The 26,383-nt window shown below is 58.7% G+C and carries 25 protein-coding genes; 2 read left to right on the top strand and 23 right to left on the bottom strand.

Annotated elements, in window-relative coordinates:
• Positions 1 to 9: 9 nt before the first annotated feature.
• The 8 genes from UM93_RS14275 to UM93_RS14245 form a co-directional block, all read right to left on the bottom strand.
• Entirely contained in the window at positions 10 to 2,085 is a 2,076-nt protein-coding gene (locus UM93_RS14275) for an alpha/beta hydrolase family protein (protein ID WP_045076209.1), read from the bottom strand.
• Between the two features lie 25 nt (positions 2,086 to 2,110).
• A complete protein-coding gene (locus UM93_RS14270; protein ID WP_082057173.1) occupies positions 2,111 to 2,830 on the bottom strand; it encodes a TMEM175 family protein in 720 nt (239 codons plus the stop codon).
• A gap of 67 nt (positions 2,831 to 2,897) precedes the next feature.
• Positions 2,898 to 4,199, bottom strand: coding sequence for an alpha/beta hydrolase (locus tag UM93_RS14265; RefSeq protein ID WP_045076208.1), 1,302 nt, complete (start codon positions 4,197 to 4,199; stop codon positions 2,898 to 2,900).
• Positions 4,200 to 4,391: 192 nt separating this feature from the next.
• Positions 4,392 to 6,884, bottom strand: a complete 2,493-nt coding sequence (locus UM93_RS14260; RefSeq protein ID WP_045076207.1) for an ATP-dependent Clp protease ATP-binding subunit — start codon at positions 6,882 to 6,884, stop codon at positions 4,392 to 4,394.
• A 103-nt stretch (positions 6,885 to 6,987) separates the two neighbouring features.
• Positions 6,988 to 7,317 carry a histone-like nucleoid-structuring protein Lsr2 gene (locus tag UM93_RS14255; protein ID WP_045076206.1) on the bottom strand — a complete coding sequence of 110 codons (330 nt, stop codon included), beginning with the start codon at positions 7,315 to 7,317 and terminating at the stop codon, positions 6,988 to 6,990.
• A gap of 238 nt (positions 7,318 to 7,555) precedes the next feature.
• Positions 7,556 to 7,708: a hypothetical protein gene (locus tag UM93_RS17860; protein WP_199921760.1), complete on the bottom strand. Its 153-nt coding sequence runs from the start codon at positions 7,706 to 7,708 to the stop codon at positions 7,556 to 7,558.
• A 3-nt stretch (positions 7,709 to 7,711) separates the two neighbouring features.
• On the bottom strand, positions 7,712 to 9,172 hold the full coding sequence (gene lysS / locus UM93_RS14250) for a lysine--tRNA ligase (RefSeq protein WP_082057294.1): 1,461 nt from the start codon (positions 9,170 to 9,172) through the stop codon (positions 7,712 to 7,714).
• Between the two features lie 54 nt (positions 9,173 to 9,226).
• On the bottom strand, positions 9,227 to 10,423 hold the full coding sequence (locus UM93_RS14245; protein WP_045076203.1) for an MFS transporter: 1,197 nt from the start codon (positions 10,421 to 10,423) through the stop codon (positions 9,227 to 9,229).
• Positions 10,424 to 10,582: 159 nt separating this feature from the next.
• Between UM93_RS14245 and UM93_RS14240 the strand changes: the two genes are divergently transcribed.
• Entirely contained in the window at positions 10,583 to 11,047 is a 465-nt protein-coding gene (locus UM93_RS14240; RefSeq protein ID WP_045076201.1) for a MarR family winged helix-turn-helix transcriptional regulator, read from the top strand.
• Here the strand turns inward: UM93_RS14240 and panC are convergent.
• From panC to dacB, 14 genes are all read right to left on the bottom strand, one after another.
• Positions 11,041 to 11,925 (bottom strand): pantoate--beta-alanine ligase, encoded by an 885-nt coding sequence (panC, locus tag UM93_RS14235; RefSeq protein WP_045076200.1) that lies wholly within the window; start codon positions 11,923 to 11,925, stop codon positions 11,041 to 11,043. The genes UM93_RS14240 and panC overlap by 7 nt on opposite strands.
• Positions 11,922 to 12,812, bottom strand: coding sequence for a Rossmann-like and DUF2520 domain-containing protein (locus tag UM93_RS14230; protein ID WP_045076199.1), 891 nt, complete (start codon positions 12,810 to 12,812; stop codon positions 11,922 to 11,924). The genes panC and UM93_RS14230 overlap by 4 nt, the downstream gene beginning before the upstream one ends.
• A complete protein-coding gene (locus UM93_RS14225; protein WP_045076198.1) occupies positions 12,796 to 14,283 on the bottom strand; it encodes a PH domain-containing protein in 1,488 nt (495 codons plus the stop codon). Before UM93_RS14225 ends, UM93_RS14230 begins: the two co-directional genes overlap by 17 nt.
• Positions 14,284 to 14,290: 7 nt before the next feature.
• Positions 14,291 to 14,800, bottom strand: a complete 510-nt coding sequence (locus UM93_RS14220; RefSeq protein ID WP_045076197.1) for a PH domain-containing protein — start codon at positions 14,798 to 14,800, stop codon at positions 14,291 to 14,293.
• Between the two features lie 101 nt (positions 14,801 to 14,901).
• Positions 14,902 to 15,384, bottom strand: a complete 483-nt coding sequence (locus tag UM93_RS14215; protein ID WP_045076195.1) for a DUF3180 domain-containing protein — start codon at positions 15,382 to 15,384, stop codon at positions 14,902 to 14,904.
• Positions 15,381 to 15,884 carry a 2-amino-4-hydroxy-6-hydroxymethyldihydropteridine diphosphokinase gene (gene folK / locus UM93_RS14210; RefSeq protein WP_045076194.1) on the bottom strand — a complete coding sequence of 168 codons (504 nt, stop codon included), beginning with the start codon at positions 15,882 to 15,884 and terminating at the stop codon, positions 15,381 to 15,383. The genes UM93_RS14215 and folK overlap by 4 nt, the downstream gene beginning before the upstream one ends.
• The gene (gene folB, locus UM93_RS14205; protein WP_045076193.1) at positions 15,884 to 16,258 is read right to left on the bottom strand and encodes a dihydroneopterin aldolase; all 375 of its coding nucleotides are present in this window, start codon (positions 16,256 to 16,258) and stop codon (positions 15,884 to 15,886) included. The genes folK and folB overlap by 1 nt, the downstream gene beginning before the upstream one ends.
• Positions 16,258 to 17,190: a dihydropteroate synthase gene (gene folP / locus UM93_RS14200; protein WP_045076192.1), complete on the bottom strand. Its 933-nt coding sequence runs from the start codon at positions 17,188 to 17,190 to the stop codon at positions 16,258 to 16,260. Before folP ends, folB begins: the two co-directional genes overlap by 1 nt.
• Positions 17,191 to 17,204: 14 nt before the next feature.
• Positions 17,205 to 17,765: a GTP cyclohydrolase I FolE gene (gene folE / locus UM93_RS14195; RefSeq protein ID WP_082057172.1), complete on the bottom strand. Its 561-nt coding sequence runs from the start codon at positions 17,763 to 17,765 to the stop codon at positions 17,205 to 17,207.
• A gap of 80 nt (positions 17,766 to 17,845) precedes the next feature.
• Positions 17,846 to 19,978, bottom strand: coding sequence for an ATP-dependent zinc metalloprotease FtsH (gene ftsH / locus UM93_RS14190; protein WP_045076190.1), 2,133 nt, complete (start codon positions 19,976 to 19,978; stop codon positions 17,846 to 17,848).
• A gap of 171 nt (positions 19,979 to 20,149) precedes the next feature.
• Positions 20,150 to 20,701, bottom strand: coding sequence for a hypoxanthine phosphoribosyltransferase (gene hpt / locus UM93_RS14185; protein ID WP_045076188.1), 552 nt, complete (start codon positions 20,699 to 20,701; stop codon positions 20,150 to 20,152).
• A 31-nt stretch (positions 20,702 to 20,732) separates the two neighbouring features.
• Positions 20,733 to 21,809 carry a tRNA lysidine(34) synthetase TilS gene (tilS, locus tag UM93_RS14180; RefSeq protein WP_052663813.1) on the bottom strand — a complete coding sequence of 359 codons (1,077 nt, stop codon included), beginning with the start codon at positions 21,807 to 21,809 and terminating at the stop codon, positions 20,733 to 20,735.
• 2 nt (positions 21,810 to 21,811) lie between these two features.
• Entirely contained in the window at positions 21,812 to 22,900 is a 1,089-nt protein-coding gene (locus UM93_RS14175) for a zinc-dependent metalloprotease (RefSeq protein WP_045076187.1), read from the bottom strand.
• A 63-nt stretch (positions 22,901 to 22,963) separates the two neighbouring features.
• Entirely contained in the window at positions 22,964 to 24,376 is a 1,413-nt protein-coding gene (gene dacB / locus UM93_RS14170; RefSeq protein WP_045076186.1) for a D-alanyl-D-alanine carboxypeptidase/D-alanyl-D-alanine endopeptidase, read from the bottom strand.
• Positions 24,377 to 24,489: 113 nt separating this feature from the next.
• Here dacB and UM93_RS14165 point away from each other — a divergent pair, with 113 nt between their 5' ends.
• The gene (locus UM93_RS14165; protein WP_045076185.1) at positions 24,490 to 24,975 is read left to right on the top strand and encodes an inorganic diphosphatase; all 486 of its coding nucleotides are present in this window, start codon (positions 24,490 to 24,492) and stop codon (positions 24,973 to 24,975) included.
• A gap of 457 nt (positions 24,976 to 25,432) precedes the next feature.
• Here UM93_RS14165 and UM93_RS17965 read toward each other — a convergent pair whose 3' ends face one another.
• Positions 25,433 to 26,359, bottom strand: a complete 927-nt coding sequence (locus tag UM93_RS17965) for a hypothetical protein (protein WP_157874157.1) — start codon at positions 26,357 to 26,359, stop codon at positions 25,433 to 25,435.
• Positions 26,360 to 26,383: the final 24 nt, after the last annotated feature.

Genomic DNA, 26,383 nt, shown 5'->3' with positions numbered 1-26,383 from the left:
CAACCGAGCTCAGAGGCCAAGCTCCTTCACCGGATCAACCCTTTGGCCGAGTACATGCTCGGCCAGGAAACTCTCCACCACCGAATACCAGACCCGAGCGTGCTGCGGTTTCAAAATCCAATGATTTTCATCCGGGAAATACAGGAAGCGATGGACGGTATTGCCCTCATCGTCTGCGGGCCTACCGGAGGAGGCCAGCAACTCATACCAAAGCCGAAGACCCTCACCAATGGGCACCCGGTAATCTTTGTCTCCATGAATCACCAACACTGGGGAAACGATATTGGCCACGGCATGATGCGGTGAGTTCTCCGCGGCCATTTGGGCGCTCATTTCGCGACGCCAGTACATCGCCATATCGGTGCTGGTGCTGAAGCCAGGCAACTCCCACAGGCTGGCGTGGGTAACAATCGCTTTAAAACGATCGGTGTGACCGGCCACCCAGTTCGCCATGTAACCGCCGAATGAGCCACCCATGGCGGCAGTCCGTTCAGCATCAATGTCAGCTCTAGCCACCGCGGCATCCGTGATCGCCATCAGATCGCTAAACGGCTCGGCACCCCAGCGTCCCCAACCACGCTGAATGAAATCCTGTCCATAGCCAGTTGAGAGCGCGGGATCCGGCAATAGCACGGCATAGCCGCGGGCCGCCATAAGCATCGGGTTCCAACGCCAGGTCCAGGCATTCCATGAGCCCAATGGACCGCCGTGAATCCAAAGCAACAAAGGATGAGCGGTGCTGGTTTCCTCTTCGGGCAGCACCAGCCAAGCGCGCACGGTCGAGCCGTCCGCCACCGTGGTGCTAATTTCTTCGATTTTGCCTGGCAGCTCGGGGCGTTCCACCGGTCCGCGCAGGGCACTAACAGTGCCATCGGAAAGTTCTACCCGAACCACCTCAGCGGGGAATGCGTAGGAGCTTCGCAGTGCATAAACCTGCTGACCATCGGCTGAAACGTGCACATCGGTATAGGCGGCGTCGTCACTGGTGAGCTTACGAACCTGGTTCGTCTCGGTGTCAATCAAGAAGATCGGTGATCGGCCATTGTCATCGGCTGTCACCACCAGCGTCTTGTTATCGGGCAACCAGGCTGCAGGATTGCCCCAACGATCCCAATCCGCCGCTAGCGGCGTCAGTTCACCGCTGCTCAGCTCAAGCAACCAGAGGGTCATGGTCACCGCCTGCTCGGGGGTGCTGTCGCTCTCTTTGATAATGATCGCGCGCTTACCATCCGGGCTTATCGGCCCCGGATAACAGTCTTCGCTCCCGGCAGCAACGACAGTCCGCTCAGCGGTGTCTAGCTGAATCCGCTCAACCCTAATCCTGACGTCGGCCTTGGCCCCCGGAATGGAAACATTCACCAGGGCGAAGCTGCCGTCTGGGCTGAGCTCGACATGCTCCTCAAACAGGCCCTTGCCAATATCTGGCGTGACCGCACGCAGTTCGCTGCGGATCTGCTGTTCCTTAGTACCGGGAAATTCCGGATCTTGCTGTCGACGCTTCAGCACAAAGAGCCGGTTTTGATCCGGGCCGAGATCGTGATCCCAAAAACGAACCGGATAGCCCGAATGCAGAATGGCTGAGACTTTCCGCTCTTTCCGGGCTTTGCGCAGTTCCTCATCGCTCTGCTCGTCAGCAGCACCGGGCAAAACCGCCGCATTCACCAATACGGTTTCCGAGCTGGTGTTCACGCTGAAGCCATTTACCCCGCCCGCACGCTGATGCAGCAGCTCGGCCTCGCCACCGCTCGCCGGGAGATACCACAGCGCACTGCCATCCTGCTCGTCATCGGCGTCGGGGTCCGGCCGCGAGGAGGTGAACAGCAAACCACCGTCAGCGGTGAAAGCTGCCGATGACTCGCCCTTGGCGCTGCGGGTCAGTCGACGTGCTGGCGCAATACCCGCGGTGTCGATCTCCCAGAGGGCGTTTCGATATCCAGTTTTCTTAGTGTCCAGGGTGGCCACCGTAGTGACTAGACGACTGCCATCCGGGCTCAGAGTCAGTCCGTTCAGCCGCGGAATGGCGAGATAGTGATCAAGGTCGTGGAAGGGCGTTTTCGGCTTCGCTGCCGAAGGCTGATCTGTCATTCCTCTGGTCTATCACACCCGGTAGCTAGCCTGCAGCCTGCGCAGCGGCAGCATCCTCTGCGGCAAACCTGGCGGTTTCCCGGCTGACAAAGCGCCGCCACTGAACCCGGTTGAAGATTATGCTGACCGGAATGATCAGCAGCCACGAATAAAGTGCAATATCAGTGCTAATGAAGGCAAAAGGTATGGAGAGCAGGAAGACGCCCCAAACCGGCACGGTGGCATGCAGGGAATATCGATAGAGCGCTTCGGAGACTTTCTCGTCCATCAGCTCGGCACGTCGCGCATACCACCAAAGCAGGTTGAGACTGAGCGAAATTGCCGCCACCACAAAGGCGTAGAGCGCCACCGGCCACGGCGATCCGGCATTCACGAAAAGCAGGCTGGTGGGTACCGGCATGAAGGCGATAAAAAACAAGAACAGCAAATTGAGCTGTTGAAGTCTGCCGTCATACCGGGCGATCCCGCTGAATCGGCGATGATGGTTGATCCAATTGACGCCGACCAGAATAAATGAAAGCAGAAAGCCCGCAAAGGCCGGCATTTGCTCGACTATCGCCTCATTGATCTCTTCAACACTGGGGTTCGACGGCAGCTCCACCCGTAGATCCAAGACCAAGAGAGTCATCGCAATTGCGAAGACAGCATCCGAAAAGAAAACCGTCCGCTCAGTATTAGGCCCATGCCGCAACGCTTGGGCAGAAGCTGTGACACGGTCGGCAATGCTGGCACTCTGATCGTTCATAGGCCGATCATAACCGAGTGATCTAGCAGCAGAGTCGAAGAATCTGCGCCCCGCAGCTAACCCGCAGCTAACCAGTCACGCCGAACTGGTGCATTAGCCAAGGCAGATTGTTCGCCATCGCAGGTCGCCAGACATCCCAGGAATGACCACCCGCTACGGTCTGCAGAGTGACCTGCGCCTTGGCGCCCTTGAGCGCCCGATAAACTTCTTCACCCTGCGGTCGATACGGGTCGTCCTGTCCCACTAAGACAATCGCCTTCGACGACTCCAGCTTCTTGGTTTTCAGGACGTCCAGCGGGTTGACCGCGGCAAAAGCCGCTGCATCACCGTTGAAGTAGTCGTTGATGATTGCCGGGTCGCCACCCTTTAAGTAGGGCCCGCGCTCTCCCGAGAAATCCAAGAAGATCGGATACTCCTTGGCAGCGGTAACACCCAATTGCATGGCACAGGTGCCGCCATAGGAAAAACCGCCAATAGCAAACTGCTTGCCGCCGGCCAAGCCGAGCCCGAAAGTCTGACGCACATAATTTGGCACGTCGACCGAGAGGAAGGTGGCCCCCTTGGCTCGGGGTGAATCCATGCATAGCGGCCAGCTCACACTGCTTCCACTGGTCACATCCGGCATCACCACAAGAGGCGCCAGTCCCTTGTGTGCTGCAGCATAGCTGTTCATCACCGCGACGATTCCACCTCGTTGCCAGTCAATGGCACCTCCTGGATTGCCATGGATCAATACCAGCACCGGAACATTTGCCGGCGTCTTAGTCCGATAAGCCGGCGGTAGATAAATATAGGAATCTCCGGAATGCACTTGTGAGACGGTCGCCGGAATCTTGACCTTGAGCACCTTTCCTTCCTTGGGCATATCCGCGGGCGGCCGCCAACTGGAGGCCTTGACCAGCGGGGTGCTCTTGGTGATGGTGGACTTTTCCGCAGTGTCCGAGGAACTGATGCTCTGAATAGCCACTCCGTTATCGCCCCAGAGGCTACCCGCTGTCGGGAAATAGCCAAAGACCTGATTGATCTGCAAGCTGACCGCGAGCAATACCAGCAGCGTTGCCAAAGGAGCCAATAGCTTGGTGTACCAGCGTCGAGATTTCAACATCCGGGGTACCACGAGGGCCAATGCGGCAATTGCCAGGGCGGCGAAAATATAGGTCCGCCACCGTAGCGGCTCACCCCAGAGATTCAGCATGTTCTCTGTGAGGAATTTCAGCCCCAAGGCTAAGAGGCCGCCACCGACTAAGGCAAGCGGGACCGCGATCTTGAGATGCTTGACCGGACCGATGATTAGCCAGAGCAAGCCGAGCAGACCGAGTATCGGGAAGACAATTGAGACCCAGCCCGTAGTCAGCTGCAGCGCGGACAATAAACAACCTCCCTGAGACGCGAAACGCGCCCACAGTTGAGGTCGCCCTAATAGTTATACCGACTCAAAATGTGTGCGCGTTGTGAAAAGCAGTGGGCTGGGTCCGCCACTCGGGACGGACCCAGCCCACTGCTCTGTCAATCACTGCTCTGTCAATATCGGCTAAGCTCTCGCCGACGACGATTTTCTCGACTAAGAAATCGGAGCGATCTCCGGGATCCGCGGTTTGGCGTTCCCTTCGAAGGTGAACTTGGCTTCGTCTCCCTCCCCCTCGACGTCGATCACCACAATCTCACCGGCCTTGAGCTCACCGAACAGGATCTTCTCGGAGAGCTGATCCTCAATCTCACGCTGAATCGTCCGGCGTAGCGGTCGAGCTCCCATTGCAGGATCGTAGCCACGAGTCGCCAACAGGTTCTTGGCGGCGGTGGTCAGCTCGATGCCCATGTCCTTTTCTTTGAGTCGGTTCTCCAGTTTGACCACCATCAGATCGACAATCTCAATGATCTCTTCCTGGGTGAGCTGCGGGAACACCACCACGTCATCAACGCGGTTCAGGAACTCGGGGCGGAAATGCTGCTTGAGTTCCTCGGTGACCCGAGCCCGCATCCGGTTATAGCTGGTCTGGGTATCGGTGCCCGACTGGAAACCAGTGGCCACGCTCTTGGAGATATCGCGGGTACCCAAGTTGGTGGTCATAATGATGACCGTGTTCTTGAAGTCCACCACGCGGCCCTGAGAATCAGTCAGTCGACCATCTTCCAGGATCTGCAAAAGCGAGTTGAACAGATCAGCGTGAGCTTTCTCCACCTCGTCAAAGAGCACCACGGAGAACGGACGACGGCGGACCTTCTCGGTCAGTTGGCCGCCTTCTTCGTAACCAACGTAGCCTGGAGGGGCGCCGAACAGCCGGGAAACCGTGTGCTTCTCCGAGTACTCGGACATGTCCAGAGTGATCAGCGCGTCTTCCTCGCCGAACAGGAACTCTGCCAACGCCTTAGCCAACTCGGTCTTGCCGACGCCGGTTGGGCCGGCGAAGATGAACGAGCCACCGGGACGCTTGGGATCCTTGAGTCCAGCACGAGTACGACGGATAGCCTGTGAAAGCGATTTAATCGCCTCGTCCTGGCCCACCACTCGCTTGTGCAACTCATCTTCCATCTTGAGTAACCGGCTGGACTCTTCCTCGGTCAGCTTGAAGACCGGGATACCGGTGGAATTCGCCAGCACCTCGGCGATCAGTTCTTCGTCGACCTCGGAAACGCTATCCAAGCTGCCACTGCGCCAAGCGCGGTCCTTATCGGCCCGCTCTGTGATCAGTTTCTGCTCGGTATCGCGCAACGCCGCAGCGCCCTCGAAATCCTGAGCGTCGATGGCAGCTTCCTTCTGCACCTTGACCGCAGCGATTTCCTCATCCATCACCTTCAGCTCTGGCGGTGCTGTCATCCGACGAATGCGCAACCGGGCACCGGCCTCGTCAATCAGGTCGATGGCCTTATCAGGTAGGAAGCGATCCGAAATGTAGCGTTCAGCCAAAGTAGCGGCAGCGGTCAGAGCTCCGTCGGTGATAGAGACCCGATGGTGCGCTTCGTAGCGGTCGCGGAGCCCCTTGAGAATCTCAATGGCATGACCGACATTGGGTTCAGCCACCTGAATCGGCTGGAAGCGCCGCTCCAGGGCTGCATCCTTCTCGATGTGCTTACGGTACTCGTCAAGTGTGGTGGCACCGATGGTTTGTAGTTCACCACGGGCCAGCATCGGCTTCAGAATCGAAGCCGCATCAATCGCGCCCTCGGCTGCACCGGCACCAACCAGGGTGTGAATCTCGTCGATGAACAAGATGATGTCGCCGCGGGTACGAATTTCTTTGAGTACCTTTTTCAGTCGCTCTTCGAAATCGCCGCGGTAACGCGAACCGGCGACCAAGGACCCGAGGTCCAGGGTGTAAAGCTGCTTATCTTTGATAGTTTCCGGCACATCACCACGCACAATGGCCTGAGCCAAGCCCTCGACCACCGCGGTCTTACCAACGCCGGGCTCGCCGATCAGGACGGGGTTGTTCTTGGTGCGCCGCGAAAGCACCTGCATGACACGTTCCATCTCGTGTTCGCGGCCGATCACCGGATCGAGTTTGTTTTCACGAGCGGCCTGGGTGAGGTTGCGACCAAACTGATCCAGCACCACCGAGCCAGCCGGAGTACCTTCCTGCTGTCCCTGCCCGACGCCGGCGGCAGCCGACTCTTTGCCCTGGTAACCGGAAAGCAACTGAATGACCTGCTGCCGAACACGGCCCAGATCAGCGCCCAACTTGACCAGAACCTGGGCGGCAACACCCTCGCCCTCACGGATCAAGCCAAGCAGAATGTGCTCGGTGCCAATGTAATTGTGACCAAGCTGCAAAGCTTCACGCAGCGACAGTTCGAGCACCTTCTTGGCGCGCGGAGTAAAGGGAATATGGCCGCTCGGTGCCTGCTGCCCCTGGCCAATGATCTCCTGAACTTGCTCACGCACCGCATCGAGGGAAATATTGAGCGACTCCAGCGCCTTAGCGGCAATGCCCTCGCCCTCGTGAATGAGCCCGAGCAGAATGTGCTCGGTACCAATGTAATTATGGTTGAGCATGCGGGCTTCTTCTTGGGCCAGCACCACAACTCGCCGAGCTCTGTCGGTAAATCTTTCGAACATTTCGCCACACTCCTAGCTACTACTAGCCATCTCTAACAAAGATGCTACGCAGTTTCTGCCAGGAGTGTGGCGATGTTCGCCACAGGGAAAACTCGGGAATAAATTAAGCGTTCGCCTTGTGGTAGGCGGCGACGATGTCCGCCTGAATTCGGCCTCGATCACTGACCGTGTGGCCGTTCTCCCGGGCCCAGGAGCGGATCTGCGCTACCTCGTTGCTCCGGCTGGCGGCATTCTGCTGGCGAGCTTTTGGCCCACGCGCCGCTAATTTACGACCTACGGCCGCGAAGGGCTGAATGGCATCCCGCAATTGTGCGGCGTGCTTGCTGGACAAATCGACTTCGTAATTGACGCCGTCAAGTCCAAACCTAACCGTTTCCTCGGCGGTTCCCCCATCGAGGTCATCCACCAGGATGATCTTTACTTTTTGTGCCATTATTTCGCCCCTAGATTTTTTTATTACAGCACGACATCCATCGCGCCTAAATATTGATTATCTATTGCTCAGGGTCGCTAGTCAAAAATAAATTCCTGTAGGTCCTCTGTGTGGAGAATTGTGGATGATCCACCAAAAGTTCAAAATTTTTTAATCTCGCTTAAATACGCGACGCAGGTTGGCCTTATATTCATGGCAGATTTCAGTGGAGGCATGCACGGAATATGAATAAAACAGATTACTCGGTTTTTTTAATGCGTTGATCGGCCTCTTGCTCCGCCCGGGCCAGGGCTTGCCGCTCGGCTCGATCAGCATTGAAAATCGCTTTCATTGCGAAGAAAAACACCAGCCCCACGCCGAGCGATGGCACAATGACGGCTAAATACTCCATTGACTAGCTCCTCTGCGCATCGGGCTTGAGCAACGGAAAAAGAATAGTTTCCCGAATACCCGAATTCGTGAATAGCATGACAAGACGATCAATGCCCAAGCCGATTCCTCCCATCGGCGGCGCGCCATATTCCAGCGCACGCAAGAAGTCCTCATCCAATTGCATGGCCTCGGGATCACCTCCGGCAGCACGCAAGGATTGTTCGGTAAGCCGCTCTCGCTGGATTACTGGATCAATCAGTTCAGAAAAAGCGGTGCCCCGCTCCATTCCACCAATTATTAAATCCCATGCTTCGATAAGTCCTGGCTTACTACGATGCGGCCTGGCCAATGGTTGAGCCGAGGGCGGATAATCGTAAACAAAAGTAGGCTGCAATAACTGCGGCTCAACCAATTCACCGAATAGCTCTACCACGAGTTTCTCGGCGTCCCAGGCCGGATCGACCTTAATCTCATGACGAGCCGCCAGCGCGCGCAAGGTAGTCGCTTCGGTCTGCGGCGTGATCTCTTCGCCCACCGCTTCGGAGAGCCCGGGATAAACCGCCAGCCAGCGCCACTCGCCGTCTAGATCAATGGTGCCCTTTGCTGTTTCAATCTTCCGGCTGCCCAAAAGATCAGCGCAGTTCAAAATGATTTGCTTCATTCGCTCGGCCATCACGAATTGATCGGCATAGGCTTCGTAGCATTCCAGCATGGTGAACTCCGGGCTGTGCGTGGAGTCCACGCCCTCGTTGCGGAAGATTCTGCCCAGCTCATAGACCCGGTCAATACCGCCCACCACAGCTCGCTTGAGGTACAACTCCAAAGCGATTCGCAGAGTCATTTTCTGGTCGAAAGCGTTCACATGAGTCTCAAACGGACGTGCGCTGGCCCCGCCGTGCACCAACTGCAGCACGGGACCTTCTACCTCGACGTAGTCGAGGCCGTTCAGCGTCTCGCGAACAGCTCGAGTTATTGCCGCGCGGGTGTAAACCATCTGCCGGGCTTCCTCGCGAACCATCAGATCCACATATCGCTGGCGAACCCGGTTTTCCTCGTTCAACTCAGCGTGCAACACCGGCATCGGGCGCAACGCTTTCGACGCCATCTGCCAGGAATCAGCAAGCACCGATAGCTCGCCGCGCTTGGAAGAAATCACCTCGCCGTGCAGAAAGACATGATCGCCGAGGTCGACCAGGGCTTTCCAGTCCGCGAGCGCTGTTTCGCCAATCTTGGCCAGGCTCAGCATGCCTTGCAAGCGGGTACCATTCCCCTCCTGCAAGGTGACAAAGCATAATTTGCCGGTATTGCGGATGAAGACCACCCGGCCAACAATGCCGACCAGTTCGCCGGTAGTTTCATCGGCTTCCAGACTGCCGTACTTCTCCCGGATCTCGCTGAGACTGTGAGTTCGGGGTACACCGACCGGATACGCCTGATGCCCATCGGCCAGCAGACTGGCTCGTTTGTCCAGCCGAATCTGCATCTGTTCGGAAATCTGGTCTTCGGTGGGCGGGGTCTCTAATTCAGTCACGAAAACCTATTTTACCGGTAGCAGCGCTCCAGGCTCATTCCGGCTGAACTCTCCGCGCTGAGCACGGGCAGCCAGCAAAAATACCACCAGGCCGCAGAGCGTGACCACTGCCCCCGCCCAGAGCGGTGAGGTATAGCCCCAACCGGCAGCCAGGGTCAGCCCGCCGAGCCAAGCCCCGAAGGCGTTGCCCAGGTTAAAGGCTGCAATATTGGCTCCCGAAGCCAGCGTCGGCGCCTTATCCGCATACGCCATAATGCGCAGTTGCAAACCAGGCACCGTGGCAAAGCCGAAGAACCCCATCAATATCAGGCAAATGATCGTCATCAGCTGACTACTGGCGCTAAGCGCGAAGAGCACAAGTACCCCACTGAGCACGAAAAGCAGTATCAATAAGGTTCGTCCGAGCTGCTTATCGGCGGCTCGGCCACCGACAATATTGCCGATAAATAGACCGACGCCGAATAAGATCAGCAGCCAAGGCACGGTCGAGGGGCTGAATCCGCTGACCTCGGTCAGCGTGAAGGCAATGTAACTGAATCCACCAAACATCCCGCCATAGCCAAGCACCGTGATCAAAATAGAAAACCATACTTGAGGAATCCGGAAGGCAGCGAACTCGGTGCGCAAGGCGCCAGCCTGCGCCTTTTGCTCCGCGCCCACCCGATTCGGCACCAGGATGGCTATGCCAATAAACGCAATCACGCCAATGGCAGTGATAACCCAAAAAGTTGCCCGCCAGCCAGCCGCTTGCCCGAGCATAGTACCCAATGGGACGCCAAGAACATTGGAAATTGTCAGTCCGGCAAACATCATTGAAATGGCTGCGGCTTTGCGATTCAACGGCACCAGTTGAGCGGCCACCACCGCTCCGATGCCAAAGAAAGCACCGTGGCAAAGCGCAGCGACCACCCGGCCAAGCAGCATTAAGCCATAGCTAGGCGCGAGTGCTGACACCAGGTTGCCAGCGATAAAGAGAATCATCAGACCTAGCAGCGCCTTTTTGCGGTCAAGTCTGGTGAGGGCTGCGGTCACCGCGATAGCACCGACCGCGACGCTCAAGGCATAACCCGAAATCAGATAACCAGCAGCTGTTTCACTGACCTTGAAGTCGGCAGCGACTTCTGGCAGGAGGCCCATAATGACGAATTCGGTGAGCCCGATGCCGAAGCCCCCCAGCGCGAGAGCGAATAGTGCAATGGGCATACCAGATCTCCTCTGTGTGCAAATAAGTGCGCCTGCATTAATTGCACACGCTCGCTATATAGTTGCACACGCGCTATATCGGCGCAAGCTGTTAGTATTGTGCTGGAGTAGCTCCAGGAAGATTCCGGAGCGCCAAAGCAGGAAGGTCGGAAAGGTATCGTGTCGATCGCTGACGACGCCGTCGAGATCAGAGCGCAGGGTTGGCGTGCTCTGGCGGCGCTACACGGGATTATCGAAACCGCCTTAGAGAAATCACTACAGAGCGAGCATCAACTCTCTGTGGTCGAGTACACAGTGCTCGATGCGCTCAGCCGACAAGACGGCTGGCATATGAGAATGCAGCAACTAGCTCGCGCCGCCGCACTCTCCTCCAGCGCGACCACCCGCTTAGTTGCCAGACTTGAGGAACGAAATCTGCTCGCTCGCTATCTGTGTGCGGATGACCGCCGTGGGATTTACACCGAGCTGACGAAGGCCGGTCAACAATTACTCAAGCAGGCTAAACCCAGTCACGATCGCACCCTACATGCGGCCATTGCGGAGGCGTCGGAGACCCCTGAACTACAAGCTTTAACTCAAGCTTTCCAGCAGATCTATCCAGAGGCCGTGGCCGGGGCTCACTGAGCTTTCACGCTGAGCGGCATATTGTCTATCAGCCGGACCTGGCCCACCTGCGCGGCCAAAAGCGCCAAGGCTTTGCCCCTGAACGGGCTGTGCCGACAATTTTCCGCCAGCGGCACAAAGCTCTCCTGGTCGACCACTTCAAGGTAGTCGAGTTTTACCAAAGGCTCGCTCTCAATCAGAGCGATCGCTGAGTCGATATCGAGTGGCTCTTGGGCATCCGCCTGCGCGGCGAGCTGCCGCAAAGCACGTGATAGCACCAAGGCAGCGTCACGCTGCTCGGCGGAGAGGAATCTATTGCGGCTAGATAATGCCAGACCGTCCTCGGCCCGCACTGTGGGCACCCCAACGATCTGCACAGGAAAGTTGAGGTCGCTGACCATCCGGCGCACCAGGGCTAATTGCTGCGCGTCTTTTTGACCGAAATATGCCCGGTAACTGCCCATCGCAGGCGTACCGGCATGCAACAACTTGGCCACCACAGTGAGGGCACCATCGAAGTGCCCCGGCCTGGAAGCCCCCTCAAAAACCGTACCCAGCGCCCCGGAAGATACTCGCACCTGTGGTTCGCCCTGCGGATACATCTCTTGTAGCGGGGGTGCAAAAACTAATTTGACCCCCACCGATTCCAGCAACTCGGCATCAGCATCCAAATCACGGGGGTAACGCTCAAGATCGAGGGCATCCCCAAACTGCAAGGGATTGACGAAGATCGACGCCGCCACCACCGATTCAGAAACCACCGCCTGACGGGCTAACTCAGCATGTCCGGCGTGTAGCGCCCCCATCGTCGGCACTAAACCAAAAGACGGCGACTCGTAAGGGCTCAGAAGCTCGGCGCTAAGCTGCCGAAATTCAGCGATGGTTCGGGCTATCCTCACAGCTCCCCTTCCAGGGCTTGCGTTATTTCTGCTACTTGAGCGGCGCTGAGCTTATCCCGGGCGACGGCTCGTAGAGCGGTGCTTTTCGCCATCGCCTGGTAGGCCGTCAAGATCTCCGCCGACGATTCAGCGAGCGCTTGCACATGGGCCTGCACGGTACCACTGTCACCTCGGGCGACCGGGCCGGTCAAAGCATTCTCACCCGAGGCTAGAGCGTTCTCCAGGGATGCTCTTAGCAGCGGGCCGAGAAGCCGCTCCGGTTGCGGCACCCCGATTTTCTCAAGTAACTCACTGGACTGCGCCACCAAGGTGACGAGATGGTTAGCGCCATGCGCTAAGGCAGCATGGTAGAGCGCTCGATCGGCCTCCGCAATCGGCACCGGCTCGGCACCCATTTCGACCACCAGCGCTTGTGCAATCGGCAGCATGGCCGGGTCAGCGGTCACCCCGAAGCTGCAGTCCGTCAGTCTGGCCAGGTCCATGCTCAGACCGGAAAAAGTCATCGCCGGGTGAATGGCCAGTGGGATGGCCCCGGCTTCCCGCACCGGCGCCAGCACTCCGACACCAAATCTTCCAGAGGTATGGGCTACCAGTTGTCCCAGCTGCCAAGCCCCAGTTTGGGCTAATCCGCTCACCAATTGGCTGAGCGCATCGTCGGGCACCGCTAACAGTACAAGTTCAGAGCGTTCCACAAGTTCGGGAATCTCCAGGATCGGAATACCGGGCAGCAGGCTCTCGGCGCGATCTTTTGACTGCTGCGAGATAGCCGACACCCCGACGATGCCATGACCGGCTGCCCGCAAGGCAGCCCCCAACACCGCTCCGACCTTGCCTGCACCAATAATGCCGACGCCGAGCCGTCCCGGACGTTCAGCCGATCGATCCATCGGGCGCCTCCTGCTCCGTTTCAGCTGCCGCTGACTTGGCTGCAGACATCCAGTGTTCCGGCTTCGCTATCCGCCGAGCCTTTGCGGCCCGCTCGGCCTGTTCGGTGAAAAGTGCTTTAGCTGCCTCGAGGTCTAAATGACGGACTAGGGGTTTAATCGGACCGGGTGTTGAGTGCAATTCAAAGTCGGCCAAACGCAACCAGCGTTGCAGCAACCCTTGCTTTAATTGCAGCGACTGGGTTCTTTCGTGGGGCACCACTTGGAGGCGCCGGGTGAGCACGCCATGTCGGCACAGGAGCGCGGTCTCGGTGGCTCGGTAGGCATTGCGTCGCCACACGAATGGGCCGAGCCAGGCGGCACGACTCGGTGAATGATTGAAGCCTTCGGCCTCTCCCTTACCGCTCAGCCCGGCCGCAAAAACCTGCTGCGGATTAGCTACTCCGGGATCAGGGAAGACCAGCGATAACACCGAAAGCACCTGCTGCGCTGTGCCTACCGGCAGCAGCGTGCTGCGGTTTTCATGCGCTTCATTTCCGTATCCGGCAACATTGAGATGAATCCGATACCAGCCGAAGATCCGCCAAATCAGACCTTGGCTGATGCTGACTGCTTGCACCCGCCCCGGCGGAATGGTCTGGGAACGGGTTTCCAGCAGCCCATAGTGCAGCCGGACCCCATCTGGGGAGACCGCGACGCGGAAGTTAAAGTCCTTGCTAAAGGCCCCCCAATAGCCAGCGAAGAGACCGAGCAGTGCAGGTAGGAAGCCGATCAGTGCCGCCCACCAGCCTCGCAGCACCAGTATCACCAACACCACGCAGACAATCAACAGCGAGACGCTGAGCGCTGAGAAGACGGTCGCACCGATAATCCGCCCCGGTGAAAGCCGTAACACTTCCTGCTCGGGGGCTTCCTCAACTCGGCTGGGATGTTCCGGATCGATGGTGACCCCAGCCGCTCGCGCCAGAATCGCTGCGCGTAGCCGCTTCGCCTCATCCAGTTTCAGGAAGGAAAGCTTCATTGCCGATTTACCGGCGTCGGCGACTTCGAATTTCAGCTCCGCCAGATTGAAAATCCGAGCTAACAGCGGTTGCACCACGTCGATCGCCTGAACGCGGTCTATCCTGGCCTGCCGCTGCTGACGGAAGATGAAACCAGAGTTTATTCGAACGTGATCGTCAGTGACTTGGTAGCGCGTGAAGAACCAAGAAAGCACGAAAGCTACGCCAAAAATCAATATAGCGCCAAGGATCACCAGCAGCACCACCCATACCGGCAGACCGCCAGTGTCGGATCGCTTACCTGAAGCAGTGCTCTGGACGAGTTGTTCAATAAAATTTCGTCCGAAGATCACCATCACCGCAACTACCGCAAGCCAGCCGCGAATGGCCGGCGAGGCCGGATGGACACGATGCCACACATCGCTCGCGTCGGTGTGGAAAACGGGTTCGGCACTACCGTTGCTGGCGCTCATCGTGAGCTCACAGCCCGGCCAGCTTCGCCTCACCCAAGGAGGAGAGCTGCTCGCGTAGCCGCGCGGCCTGCTCGGCGGGCAAGCCTTCAATAGCGGCATTTGTGCCCGGCGAGGCAGTATGCAGTTTCAGAGTGGCTAAACCGAGCGCTCGTTCTATTGGGCCAACCGAGACGTCAACGTACTGCATCCGCCCGTAGGGCACCACAAGTACCTTCTGAAACAGCAATCCCCGGCGAATCAAGAGGTCTTCGGCTCGCTCGGCAAAGCCTAGCGCCCTTACTTGCCGCGGGATGAGCAGCAGCCGCCAAAGCTGGACCACGGCCGCGCCGATCAGCAATAACCAAGCCAGCCAGAGCGGGAAACCGGGCCAGATACCGAGCAGCCGGAAGCTCAGCGGCAGCGCAAATAGCAGCAATATCACCAGGCTGCCTATCCCCTCACGCAGGAAGCGGAGTTGTACCAGCTTTGGCGAAACTCTTAGCCATTGAATACCGGCCGGATCGATCGGCTCACTCACGCTGAACTCCTAGAAAACCATTGGGGGTCGAAAGAAACCTTACCGCGCCCGGGTCAATTGATGTGTCATTCCAGCCAGCTAGGGCCACGAATTTGCGCCGGTTAGGCCGAGCCTGCTGCCGAATCCGCGCCGTCTTCGGGTGGAATTCGGCAGAATCGCTCGACGATGATGCCCGCCGCGACCATCGCCAACGAGCCCAGCATAAGCGCCACCGGCGCGCCAAGCACTGAGATGGAAGCGCCGTAGAAGGTGGTGGTCAAAGCGTCCACTAAAGCCCCGAAATGCCAGCCCAAAATAATTGCCCCGGCATAAGCGCTGGCCTGCGCCAAAATCAAGGTGCGAGCGGCCAGGATAGGGCTGAGATCCTTTTCATGATTGCCGTTGCGCCAACGCCGCACTCGGACGCCCAAGATGACAACCAGCACAATCACCAGGGCCAAGGTGATTAGCGCACTATAGGGCAGCACTGGCGTCGGCAAGCCCGCCCGATTTGCCAGCACCGTGACCAGCCAGCCAAGTAACGCCGCTACCAGCGCGATGACCAGCAGCCAACGAAACTTGATCACCGACATCCTTGACTTCATGACTGCTCCATCGAGGCGTCGAAGTCTTCCACTCCGCCGAGATCCTCAGCCGCGGCGGCAAGTTGCCGGACCGGAACGCCTAGCAAGGTCGCCGCCGGGTCCATCAGCAACCACGGAACCAACACGAAGGCACGCTCTGCGGCTCGTGGATGTGGCAGAGTCAGCTCGGGGTCATCCTGCTCCAGCTGATCGTAAACAATAATGTCAATGTCCAAGGTGCGAGGCCCCCAGCGCACCACTCGTTCCCTGTGGTGTTTAGCCTCAACAGCTTGGCAATGCCGCAAGAGCTCAAGCGGCTCGAGATCAGTTTCGATCTCCATCACCATATTGAGATAAAGCGGCTGATCCTCAGGCCCGCCCACCGGCTCGGTCTGTACCACCGGCGAAACGTCACAGAGTCGGACCAGCGGATGGTCAACAATATCTGCAACCGCCTCGGCCAAAGTATCCGAGCGTTCGCCAAGGTTTGAGCCGAGCGCTAGGACTGCACGTACTGTCATCAGCGTTCCCGATAAACCGTGATCGAAACGTCGCCGAAAGGCACCTGAATGGGGGCTTTCGGCTTATGCACGGTGAGCTCAACGGCTTCGATGTCGAAGTCTTCTAGAATTCGCTGCGCGGTGCGTTCGGCCAAGGTCTCAATCAGATCGAAAACCTCGCCGGTGATCATCGCCTTTATCAGCTCAGCCACTTCGGCATAGTTGGCTGTTTTACCGAGCTCGTCATTGCGAGCCGCCGCTCGCACATCGGTGAATAACACCGCGTCAACGATAAATGGCTGGCCATCGCGTTTCTCCCGTTCGAAAACTCCGTGGTGGCCGATTGCGCTGACCCCGGTGATGCTGATTCGATCCGCTCGCTTGAGCGCAGTCACTAGTGTCGCGCCTGAGTGCTTTGGTGCGCGGCGTTCATTCGCGCGGCCACTTTCGCAGCATCTAAATTCCCCACCACGTCATGGACCCGGACGCCCCAAACACCTTTTGCCGCGACCAGCGCGGTGGTCGCCACCGTCGCCGCATCACGCTCAGCGGGGGCAGCCGCCTTGCCCGAGGTGGTTAGCAAGGAGCCGAGGAAGCGCTTCCGGGAAGTGCCGACCAGCAGCCGGTGACCCAGCTGATGAAACAGTTCTAGTTTGTCCAGCAGCTGCCAGTTCTGATCAGCGGTCTTGGAGAAACCAATACCCGGGTCGATGATCAACTGCTCAGGCTTTACCCCGGCGTCATAAAAAACCTGGCGGGCAGCGCTTAGTTCCGCGATCACGTCCTGCACGGTGTTTTCGTATTTAGTCAGCGAATCCATGGTTTGCGAATCGCCGCGTCGGTGCATCAACACATACGGCACCTGGCGGGCAGCAACCAGGGACACCATTTCAGGCGAAACACTCATACCGGAAACATCGTTAATAATCGCCGCGCCAGCGTCAATGGCTTTCGCTGCCGTCTCAGCATGCCGAGTATCGACGCTAACCAAAGCACCAGCCTTCACCATCGCCTCGACCACCGGCATAATCCGCTCTTGTTCGGTGGCCGGATCCACTTCATCGGCCCCCGGCCTGGTGGACTCACCACCAATATCAATCACGTCGGCGCCGGCGTAGAACATCCGCAGACCATGCGCAATAGCGGTGTCCAAAGAGTTGTAGGAACCGCCGTCGCTGAACGAATCGGGGGTGACGTTCAAGATACCGAATACCACCGCACGGTCAGTTGGCAGTCGATCAAAACTCGCCCGATCACGCGGTGGGCGGAGAGTGGGCAGGGGCGAGGTCGCCGGACCGGTTCCGGGAGCAGCAGCTAGCGAATCCATTGATTGATTACCTTCTATTTTCCTAAGATCAAGCTCATGGCCTCGGCGCGAGTAGCTGGTTCGTGCAGAATGCCACGAACCGCCGAGGTAACGGTCTTGGCACCCGGTTTACGGACGCCTCGCATGGACATACACATATGTTCGCACTCAACCACCACAATTGCACCGCGTGGTTTGAGGTGCTCCACCAATGCGTCCACAATCTGGGTGGTTAGTCGCTCCTGAACCTGCGGACGTTTCGCAAACACATCCACCAGCCGAGCCAGTTTACTCAGCCCGGTCACTTTTCCATCATGTGACGGAATGTAACCGACGTGGGCGAAGCCGTGGAATGGCACTAGGTGGTGCTCGCAGGTCGAGTAAAACGGAATGTCTTTGACCAGCACCAGCTCTTGATGAGAAATGTCGAAGGTCCTAGAAAGCACATCGGCCGGATCCTGCTGTAGACCTGAGAACACCTCGGCGTAAGCCCTGGCTACCCGAGCCGGGGTGTCCGCCAAACCACTGCGATCCGGGTCTTCACCAATCGCTAGCAGAATCTCTCGGACCGCCCGCTCTATTCTGGGTAGGTCCATCCCGAGCGCACTTTCACTAAACGTGGGTCTCTCGTCATCGTCTTCACACACGGGCACGATCCTATCTGGAATCCTTCGGCTTAGCTCGATCCGGACTGCGCCGGGCCTTCGGATCCGTGCCCCAACTGGCCGTCGGTTTCGCTGCTCTCACCGGGGGCCCCGTGCCCGCTACCGGGCTGGCCGAGCTCTCCGCCGGTACCGCCGCCTGGCGCATCCGATGGACCTAGCAGATTCGCTGATGCAAGCTGCTCCTGAGGCGAAACGCTATCCGGATCAGGCTCGCCAGCAGCAGCGGCATCTCGGCGTTCTCTTTCGGTGACCACCGGGGGAATATCAGAAACCGGGCGACTATCCGCGGAAAGCCAAATATCGCGCAATTCACGCTTCCGAATATCGTGGAAGACCTCTTCGATCTCCTGCTGGTTGAGTGTCTCCCGCTCCAAAAGCTCGAGCGCCAACCGGTCCAGCACATCACGGTTTTCGATCAGTACGGCATAGGCCTCATCGTGCGCCTGCTCAATAAGCTTGCGTACCTCAAGGTCGATAGTGGCAGCCACATCTTCGGAGTAGTCCCGCTCCCGGCCGGCGTCGCGACCCAGGAAAGGTTCGCCACTGCCACTACCAAGCTTGACCGCCCCGATCCGCTCGCTCATGCCATACTCCATCACCATCTTGCGAGCCGTGGCGGTTGCCTTCTCAATGTCGTTGGAAGCGCCCGTAGACGGATCGTGGAAGACAATCTCCTCAGCTACCCGGCCCCCCATCGCGTAGGACATCTGGTCCAGCAGCTCATTTCGAGTCACCGAATATTTATCGTCGTCAGGTACCACCATGGTGTACCCCAGGGCACGACCACGCGGCAAGATGGTGATTTTAGTAACCGGCGCGGAGTATCGCAGTGCAGCTGCCACTAGGGCGTGGCCGCCTTCGTGGTAGGCGGTGATCTTCCGCTCACGTTCCTTCATCACCCGAGTGCGCTTTTGCGGACCAGCCATCACTCGGTCAATTGCCTCGTCCAAGGCCCGGTCATCAATCAACTGGGCGTTGGAACGAGCGGTCAGCAAGGCCGCTTCATTGAGCACATTTGCCAGGTCAGCACCGGTATAGCCCGGAGTCTTCTTGGCAACGGCGTTCAGATCAACACCTTGCGCCATCGGCTTGCCCTTCGAGTGCACCTGCAGAATCTGCTCGCGGCCGATCCGGTCCGGGGCTTCCACCGGGATCTGCCGGTCAAAACGGCCCGGTCGGAGCAAGGCGGGATCGAGCACATCTGGTCGGTTGGTGGCAGCGATCAGAATCACATTGGTCTTCACATCGAAGCCGTCCATCTCAACCAGCAACTGGTTAAGGGTCTGCTCACGTTCATCGTTTCCGCCGCCAATGCCGGCACCACGGTGCCGACCAACGGCGTCGATCTCATCAACGAAGATAATCGCCGGGGAGTTAGCCTTGGCTTGCTCGAACAAGTCGCGAACACGGCTGGCGCCGACGCCGACGAACATCTCCACGAAGTCTGAACCGGAGATCGAGTAGAACGGCACCCCGGCCTCGCCGGCAACGGCGCGAGCGAGCAGGGTCTTACCGGTCCCGGGCGGCCCATAGAGCAGCACGCCTTTGGGGATTTTCGCGCCAACTGCCTGGAACTTCTGCGGCTCTTGAAGGAACTCTTTGATCTCGTGAAGTTCCTCAACGGCTTCATCAGCACCGGCCACATCGGCAAAAGTCACCTGCGGCATATCTTTGGAAATCAACTTGGCGCGGGATTTGCCGAACTGCATCACCTTCGAGCCGCCGCCCTGCATCCGGGAGATCAGGAACCAGAAGATTGCACCGATCACCAGGATGGGCAGCACCAGGGAGAGGAAGCTAGCCAGGAAGTTATTCTGCACCGGCTGATCGTCGTACTTAGCGACCTTGGCGGAGCTCAGATCGGAGATGACATCTTTAATCCGATCCTGCACCACGAAAAATTGAACATTCTTACCGAGGTTCTGATTGTCCTTGGAGAAGTCCTCCTTCAGGGTCAGATCAACTCGGCCCTCGGCATAGATCTTCGCCGATTCAACCTTCTGGTCGCTGATCAGTGAAATGCCGTCCGAGGTATCGACTCGTGCGGAACCCCCGATATTGAGCAAGGAAAACCCGAGAATCGCCAGTGCTAATACGACGACGATCCAGACGATCGGGCCCTTGAGGATCTTCTTAATATCCATGTACTCGAGGCTTAACCTCGTCCTTCCTAAATACTGATGCTCACTTCGGTCTGCGAACTCGGATAAGTTACACACCGTCCGCCAACATTCACGCACGACAAGGCTCTGAAGTTCCCCTAGATATCGCGCTGTTCCCTGAGAGCGGAAAGTAGGCTGATTACTAAGCCTTGATTACTCGTAAATGTGTGGTGCCAAGGTCCCGACAAAATCTAGGTTGCGATACTTCTCGGCGAAGTCCAAACCATAGCCGACAACGAATTCGTTGGGGATCTCATAGCCAACATATTTGACGTCGATCTCGACCTTAGCTGCATCGGGTTTGCGCAGCAGGGTGCAAATCTCAACGCTTGCCGGGCCGCGAGAAATCAGATTGGCACGCAGCCAGGAGAGGGTCAGGCCGGAATCGATGATGTCCTCCACAATGAGCACGTGTTTGCCCATCAGATCGGTCTCCAGATCCTTGAGAATCCGCACCACACCTGAAGACTGAGTGCCAGAGCCGTAGGACGATACCGCCATCCAGTCCATCGTGACGTGACTGTGCAAGGCCCGAGCCAGGTCGGCCATCACCATCACGGCGCCCTTCAGCACGCCAACAATGAGCAGATCGCGACCCGCGTAATCCGCATCGATTTGGGCCGCCAGCTCAGAAACTCGCTGCTGAATCTGTTCTTTGGTGTACAAAACGTGCTTGAGGTCTGCCTCGACGTCGCGTGAATCCACGATGCTCCTGAGTTGAATGATTAGGGTGCGGCTAACTGTCGCGTCTCACCACTAGCTTCCCATATTTAGCGGGCTGCTTTGAATCCTGCGCCAGCACAGCCCGGGAAAGCCGATAAACGCTAACACCACCGGAAAGCTGCACCGGCCCGGCGGAGCCCCTTCGATTCAACAAGGCCTCGGCAGCCAGCAGTCGTTCAAAACTGGGCTGGGATCCTGCCATCTCGGTCACCGCGAGCGCCAAAACTCGCTGCCGGATTGCCGGAGCCAGCTGGCGCAGCGCTTCCTCCGCTAAGAGAAGCTCATCGCGGTTCGGGGAGAATTCCACCAAGTCGCGGTAGGCGCGCTGTGCAAGTTCATCCAGATAATCCGCATCCTGGGACAGAATGCGAGCTGATCGGGCCAGCGACTCGGCGATTCCCGGGCCTAACTCTGCCTCCATGACCGGGAGCACTCGATAGCGAGCCCGGGAACGGGCAAACTGTGGATCTTGATTCGTCGGATCCAACCAGGGCCTGAGCTCCTCCAGCTGACAAATTTCCACAGTTTCGGCCCGTCGCAAGCTAAGAAAGGGCCGGGCGTATTGGACTCCGGAAGAACCCTGTCGACGTGCCGGCATACCGGCCAGTGAACGGGTTCCAGAACCACGCGCCAAGCCGAGCAGCACCTGCTCAGCCTGATCGTCTAGGGTGTGCCCGAGCATCACCATTGCGGCCCCGTGCTGATCGGCGGCGGCCTCTAACGCAGCGTATCGGGCTGTCCGCGCAGCTGCTTCAGGTCCCTGCCCTTCGAAAACTTGCACGGCGCGGACTTCTACCGGGCTCAGCCCGAGGCTCTGCAGGATCGCAGCGGTGCGCTTTGCAATGTCAGCGCTACCTTGCTGCAGGCCATGATCCACGACCACCGCACCCACCCGGACCGTGCCGCGTCGAGCGAAGAACGCGGCTACTGAGGCGAGGGCAAGTGAATCGGGGCCACCACTGCAAGCAATCAGCACCAGGTCATCAGAACGTAAATCAGCTATTTCCTGGCTCACCAGCGTCCGAGCCTTAGCGATCAGCGGGCGCAAGCGGCGGCGAGAGGGCGAAACGGAGAAGCCCTCCGTTGGCATCTTTAGATCCCCATCCTGGCTACCCATAGCTCTGGCTGATGAATCTCATCTTCGGTGGGAAGATTTTCGGCAGACTGCCAAACTCGGTTAAAGCCCGGCATCCCGACCTGATCCACCACGGCACGCACAAACTTCGCACCGTCGGTGTACTGCCGCATTTTGGCGTTCAGACCGAGCAGGTTCCGAATGAACTTTTCAATCGCACCCCGGTCCTTACCTCGCGAATTAAAGCGCTGGCGAATGGTTTTCACGGTTGGCACAATCGAGGCATCGACCGCATCCATCACCACATTGGCATGCCCCTCTAGGAGACTCATCACCGCGGTCAAATGCGATAAGGCCGCTTTTTCTTGCGGATCTTGCAGTAAATCCAGTAGTCCGCCGCGGGAAGAATCATTCGACTTCGCTGAGCCAGGCAAGCTTTTCATCGCTGCGCCCAGACGGTCTCCCAAGGAATCAATATTTCCCAGCAATAATCCGCTGAGCTTATCCACCTCGCTCAGCATGTGGTCGCGCAGCCAAGGGGCTGCCGCGAACTGGACTCTGTGAGTTTGTTCATGCAAGCAGACCCAGAGTCTGAAATCCGCCGGATCGACGCCAAGCTCGCGCTCCACTGAAATAATATTCGGGGCCACCAAGAGCAACCGCCCAGCGGCGGGCACCGTGGAATTACTGACCAAGGCAGCAAAGGGATCGTACTGCCCCAATACTTTGGAGGAAAGAAAAGCGAGAATACCGCCGAGTTGCGCACCCGTCACCGTGCCGCTCACCGTGCGTGCCATTGGGTTCAAAGCTTTTTGCGCCTTGGCTCTCTCCTCCACCCGTGCCAGGGTGGAGGCCAGCATCACCGAAAAGCCCTGAGTGTTCGCCTTGGCCCAGGAGGCTCTATCAACGATGAGAACCTGCGAATCCCGAAGGTCAGCTGCTGCGTCCAGACCAGTGATCTGATGAACGTAGGGCACCGACTTATCAGCCATTCTTCGCAAGTCAGCTACCGCATCGCTGATCTCCAGTCCGCTCAGGTTCGGGCCAGCCGGAGTCAGCTTGGCCGCCGTCGTCGCGGCTAGTTCCCAATTAATCAGTGTGCTCATAGAGCCATCACATCACAGAAGCCTACGAACCGGCACAGATTCTGCTCTCGGCCAGATTTAGGCTCAGCGGCAGCCACAGCCAGCCAGAATTGCCGCTGACTTATCAAGTATCGGGCGCACGCTAGCCGGGCCGTTGCTGAGGTCATTGGCCATAAACGAGAACACCAGCAATCGTCCGTCGCGGTCGACAACATAACCCGAGAGCGTCAGCACCGTGTTCAAGGTGCCCGTCTTTGCCCGCACTAGCCCAGCCCCGTCCGCGGTGGCGGGGTCGTTGAAGCGCTGACTCAGCGTACCGGTCAAACCGCCAATTGGCAGGCCGCCCAAGGCAGCATGTAAGACCGGGTTATCACTCGACGTCATTGCCCTGACGGCTTGAGTGAGTTGCGCTGCACTCACTCGATCTCGAATCGCCAGCCCGGAGCTATCAGCCAGCACCAAACCATCGGTGGCGATACCGAGGGCCCCGATGGTGGCGGTTGTCAGGGCTGTCGCCTCGGTGAAATCGCCTGCTTTGCCTTGCTGCACGGCGGCCAGCCTGGCCAGTACCTCAGCCAGGTAATTATCGGAGTTCGCCAACATGTAATTAACCTGCTCAGCAATCGTTGCGGACTCGACCTTGGCCAGCTCAGCACCCTTGTTAGTTGATTGGCCAGCCTGTGGTCTATCAACCTCGCTGCTGACCGCGACCCCCTGCTTAGCCAGCGCCGCAACAAATGCTTGGCCAGCAGCTAAGGCAGCATCCTGCGGTCTACCGGCACTCGCTTTGCTCTCGGGCTGCGCCGAGTTGAGTGCTATCGGGTAGATCGGCGCAATCTCACCGGCCGCGACGTCCTCTGGCTGCCATTCCGGGCTCAGCGCTGGCCCGCTGAAAAGCGAGTCATCGATAATTACACTGACCGGGGTGGAGACTTTACCCAGAGCTTTTGCAGTGAGCTGCGCCAAGGTCTGTAGCCCCGCATGCCCATTGATTTCCTCAGGTGTTGATGCGCCGCTGCCTAGCAGCACGTCTCCGCCAGCCTGCAAAACAATCTGATTAGGCTCTGCCCCGGCCAGCACCCGCGTGCTGAATCGCTTAGTGGAATCAATGTTTTTCAAGACACTCAGCGCGGTCAGTAACTTCAGATTGGAGCCAGGGATCACCGGCCGCTCGGACTGACGATCGTAAAGAGTTTGACCGCTGATACCGTCAACCACCTGACCGGTCATACTGCCAATCGGCGCACCGAGACTTGCGTCCAGCAGGACGGCAAGCTGGCTAGTAGTCGGCAGCGGCGCGTCCTTGCTCAGATTGCTGATCACCCCTAGCGGGCTGAGTTTCTGTGGCGGTCGCTGTGCCGCTGGCGGGCTTTGCTCGGCCTGAGCGTCAGGCGGCACTACAAAAGCTGGCACCGTATTGATGCCTACTGGAATCGCAAGTGCCGCCAATACGAGGGTGAGCAAGACGGCCCGGGACAGGCGGGCGGTTCGACTCATCCGATGCTTCTCCAGTTGCGTTAGTTTTTCAGGGCTTCACGAAGACTTGTATCCTCAATACTAAACGGAACGGTAGTTCGCAGTTGTTCTTAGATTCCACTCAAGGAGCCTTCATGAAGCATGATGTGACGATTGAAATCCCCCGCGGCTCGCGGGTCAAGTACGAAGTAGACCACGAAACTGGTCGAGTTCGCCTGGATCGGGTGCTTTTCACCTCGATGCAATACCCCACCCACTACGGTTTCTTCGATAACACCCTGGGCGAAGACGGTGACCCGCTGGATGCCCTGGTGCTCATGCAGGAATATGATCTTTACCCCGGAGTGATAGTTGAAGCACGTCCGATTGCGGTCTTTAATATGACCGATGACGGCGGTGGAGACGCCAAGGTGCTTTGCGTGGTCGACGACGTGCGTTACAACCACATTCAGGAACTGGCCGATGTCGACGAGTTCCTGGTGAAAGAAATCGAGCACTTCTTCACTCGCTATAAAGACCTGGAACCCGGCAAATGGGTTAAAGCTGAGGGCTGGGCTGATAAGGCGGCCGCCGAAGCCGAGCTTGAGGCTTCGATTAAGCGCTATGCCGATCACGGCTAAGTAATCAAACTCAATCAGTTGCCCGGATGATGCTTTCTTGATCATCCGGGCAACTTTTTTAACGGGTTTTGCCTGCGGCTTGCCCGGACGCTAGCAACGGGGAGTTCTGCCCATAGCCAGTAGCATCGTCGGCGGCTAGCATTTTGGCAGTATGCGGAGTTGTATCCGACAAGCCGCTAATCACCAGCAGGGGGAACCATGGAAGGCTTCATTGGAGCAAACCCGCAAGAGCTTCGCGATTTCGCTCAGCAGGTTTCCAAGACTGCGAGTAGCATCCGTGAGCAGGGCAATATTCTCACCGCAGCCATTAATTCCCCCCAGGGCTGGAAAGGCCCGGATGCTAACCAGTTCCGACAACACTGGAATTCCTCACAACATCCTTTGCTGAATAGCACTGCCGATTCCCTGCTCGATGTGGCTAAAACGTTAAACCGCAATGCAGCTGAGCAAGAGAAGACTAGTTCGGTAGACGCCGGAGGCGGAATCGGCTCAGCCGCAGGCGCAGGCGCAGCCGGAGGCGGAATCGGCTCAGCCGCAGGCGCAGGCGCAGCCGGAGGCGGAATCGGCTCAGCCGCAGGCGCAGGCGCAGCCGGAGGCGGAATCGGCTCAGCCGCAGGCGCAGGCGCAGCCGGAGGCGGAATCGGCTCAGCCGCAGGCGCAGGCGCAGCCGGAGGCGGAATCGGCTCAGCCGCAGGCGCAGGCGCAGCCGGAGGCGGAATCGGCTCAGCCGCAGGCGCAGGCGCAGCCGGAGGCGGAATCGGCTCAGCCGCAGGCGCAGGCGCAGCCGGAGGCGGAATCGGCTCAGCCGCAGGCGCAGGCGCAGCCGGAGGCGGAATCGGCTCAGCCGCAGGCGCAGGCGCAGCCGGAGGCGGAATCGGCTCAGCCGCAGGCGCAGGCGCAGCCGGAGGCGGAATCGGCTCAGCCGCAGGCGCAGGCGCAGCCGGAGGCGGAATCGGCTCAGCCGCAGGCGCAGGCGCAGCCGGAGGCGGAATCGGCTCAGCCGCAGGCGCAGGCGCAGCCGGAGGCGGAATCGGCTCAGCCGCAGGCGCAGGCGCAGCCGGAGGCGGAATCGGCTCAGCCGCAGGCGCAGGCGCAGCCGGAGGCGGAATCGGCTCAGCCGCAGGCGCAGGCGCAGCCGGAGGCGGAATCGGCTCAGCCGCAGGCGCAGGCGCAGCCGGAGGCGGAATCGGCTCAGCCGCAGGCGCAGGCGCAGCCGGAGGCGGAATCGGCTCAGCCGCAGGCGCAGGCGCAGCCGGAGGCGGAATCGGCTCAGCCGCAGGCGCAGGCGCAGCCGGAGGCGGAATCGGCTCAGCCGCAGGCGCAGGCGCAGCCGGAGGCGGAATCGGCTCAGCCGCAGGCGCAGGCGCAGACTAAGCCGACTCAAACTCCCGGTGGGGAGACCTCCCCA

This window comes from Psychromicrobium lacuslunae, from assembly GCF_000950575.1.
Lineage (GTDB): Bacteria > Actinomycetota > Actinomycetes > Actinomycetales > Micrococcaceae > Renibacterium > Renibacterium lacuslunae.
This window is presented reverse-complemented; position numbering and strand designations above follow the sequence as displayed.

Coding starts and splice junctions, on each gene's coding strand:
- UM93_RS14275 (WP_045076209.1), bottom strand. CDS start 2,085: ATGACAGATCAGCCTTCGGCAGCGAAGCCGAAAACGCCCTTCCACGAC.
- UM93_RS14270 (WP_082057173.1), bottom strand. CDS start 2,830: ATGAACGATCAGAGTGCCAGCATTGCCGACCGTGTCACAGCTTCTGCC.
- UM93_RS14260 (WP_045076207.1), bottom strand. CDS start 6,884: ATGTTCGAAAGATTTACCGACAGAGCTCGGCGAGTTGTGGTGCTGGCC.
- UM93_RS14255 (WP_045076206.1), bottom strand. CDS start 7,317: ATGGCACAAAAAGTAAAGATCATCCTGGTGGATGACCTCGATGGGGGA.
- UM93_RS17860 (WP_199921760.1), bottom strand. CDS start 7,708: ATGGAGTATTTAGCCGTCATTGTGCCATCGCTCGGCGTGGGGCTGGTG.
- lysS (WP_082057294.1), bottom strand. CDS start 9,172: ATGCAGATTCGGCTGGACAAACGAGCCAGTCTGCTGGCCGATGGGCAT.
- UM93_RS14245 (WP_045076203.1), bottom strand. CDS start 10,423: ATGCCCATTGCACTATTCGCTCTCGCGCTGGGGGGCTTCGGCATCGGG.
- UM93_RS14230 (WP_045076199.1), bottom strand. CDS start 12,812: ATGGATCGATCGGCTGAACGTCCGGGACGGCTCGGCGTCGGCATTATT.
- UM93_RS14225 (WP_045076198.1), bottom strand. CDS start 14,283: ATGAGCGCCAGCAACGGTAGTGCCGAACCCGTTTTCCACACCGACGCG.
- UM93_RS14215 (WP_045076195.1), bottom strand. CDS start 15,384: ATGAAGTCAAGGATGTCGGTGATCAAGTTTCGTTGGCTGCTGGTCATC.
- folK (WP_045076194.1), bottom strand. CDS start 15,884: ATGACAGTACGTGCAGTCCTAGCGCTCGGCTCAAACCTTGGCGAACGC.
- folP (WP_045076192.1), bottom strand. CDS start 17,190: ATGGATTCGCTAGCTGCTGCTCCCGGAACCGGTCCGGCGACCTCGCCC.
- folE (WP_082057172.1), bottom strand. CDS start 17,765: ATGGACCTACCCAGAATAGAGCGGGCGGTCCGAGAGATTCTGCTAGCG.
- ftsH (WP_045076190.1), bottom strand. CDS start 19,978: ATGGATATTAAGAAGATCCTCAAGGGCCCGATCGTCTGGATCGTCGTC.
- tilS (WP_052663813.1), bottom strand. CDS start 21,809: ATGCCAACGGAGGGCTTCTCCGTTTCGCCCTCTCGCCGCCGCTTGCGC.
- UM93_RS14175 (WP_045076187.1), bottom strand. CDS start 22,900: ATGAGCACACTGATTAATTGGGAACTAGCCGCGACGACGGCGGCCAAG.
- dacB (WP_045076186.1), bottom strand. CDS start 24,376: ATGAGTCGAACCGCCCGCCTGTCCCGGGCCGTCTTGCTCACCCTCGTA.
- UM93_RS14165 (WP_045076185.1), top strand. CDS start 24,490: ATGAAGCATGATGTGACGATTGAAATCCCCCGCGGCTCGCGGGTCAAG.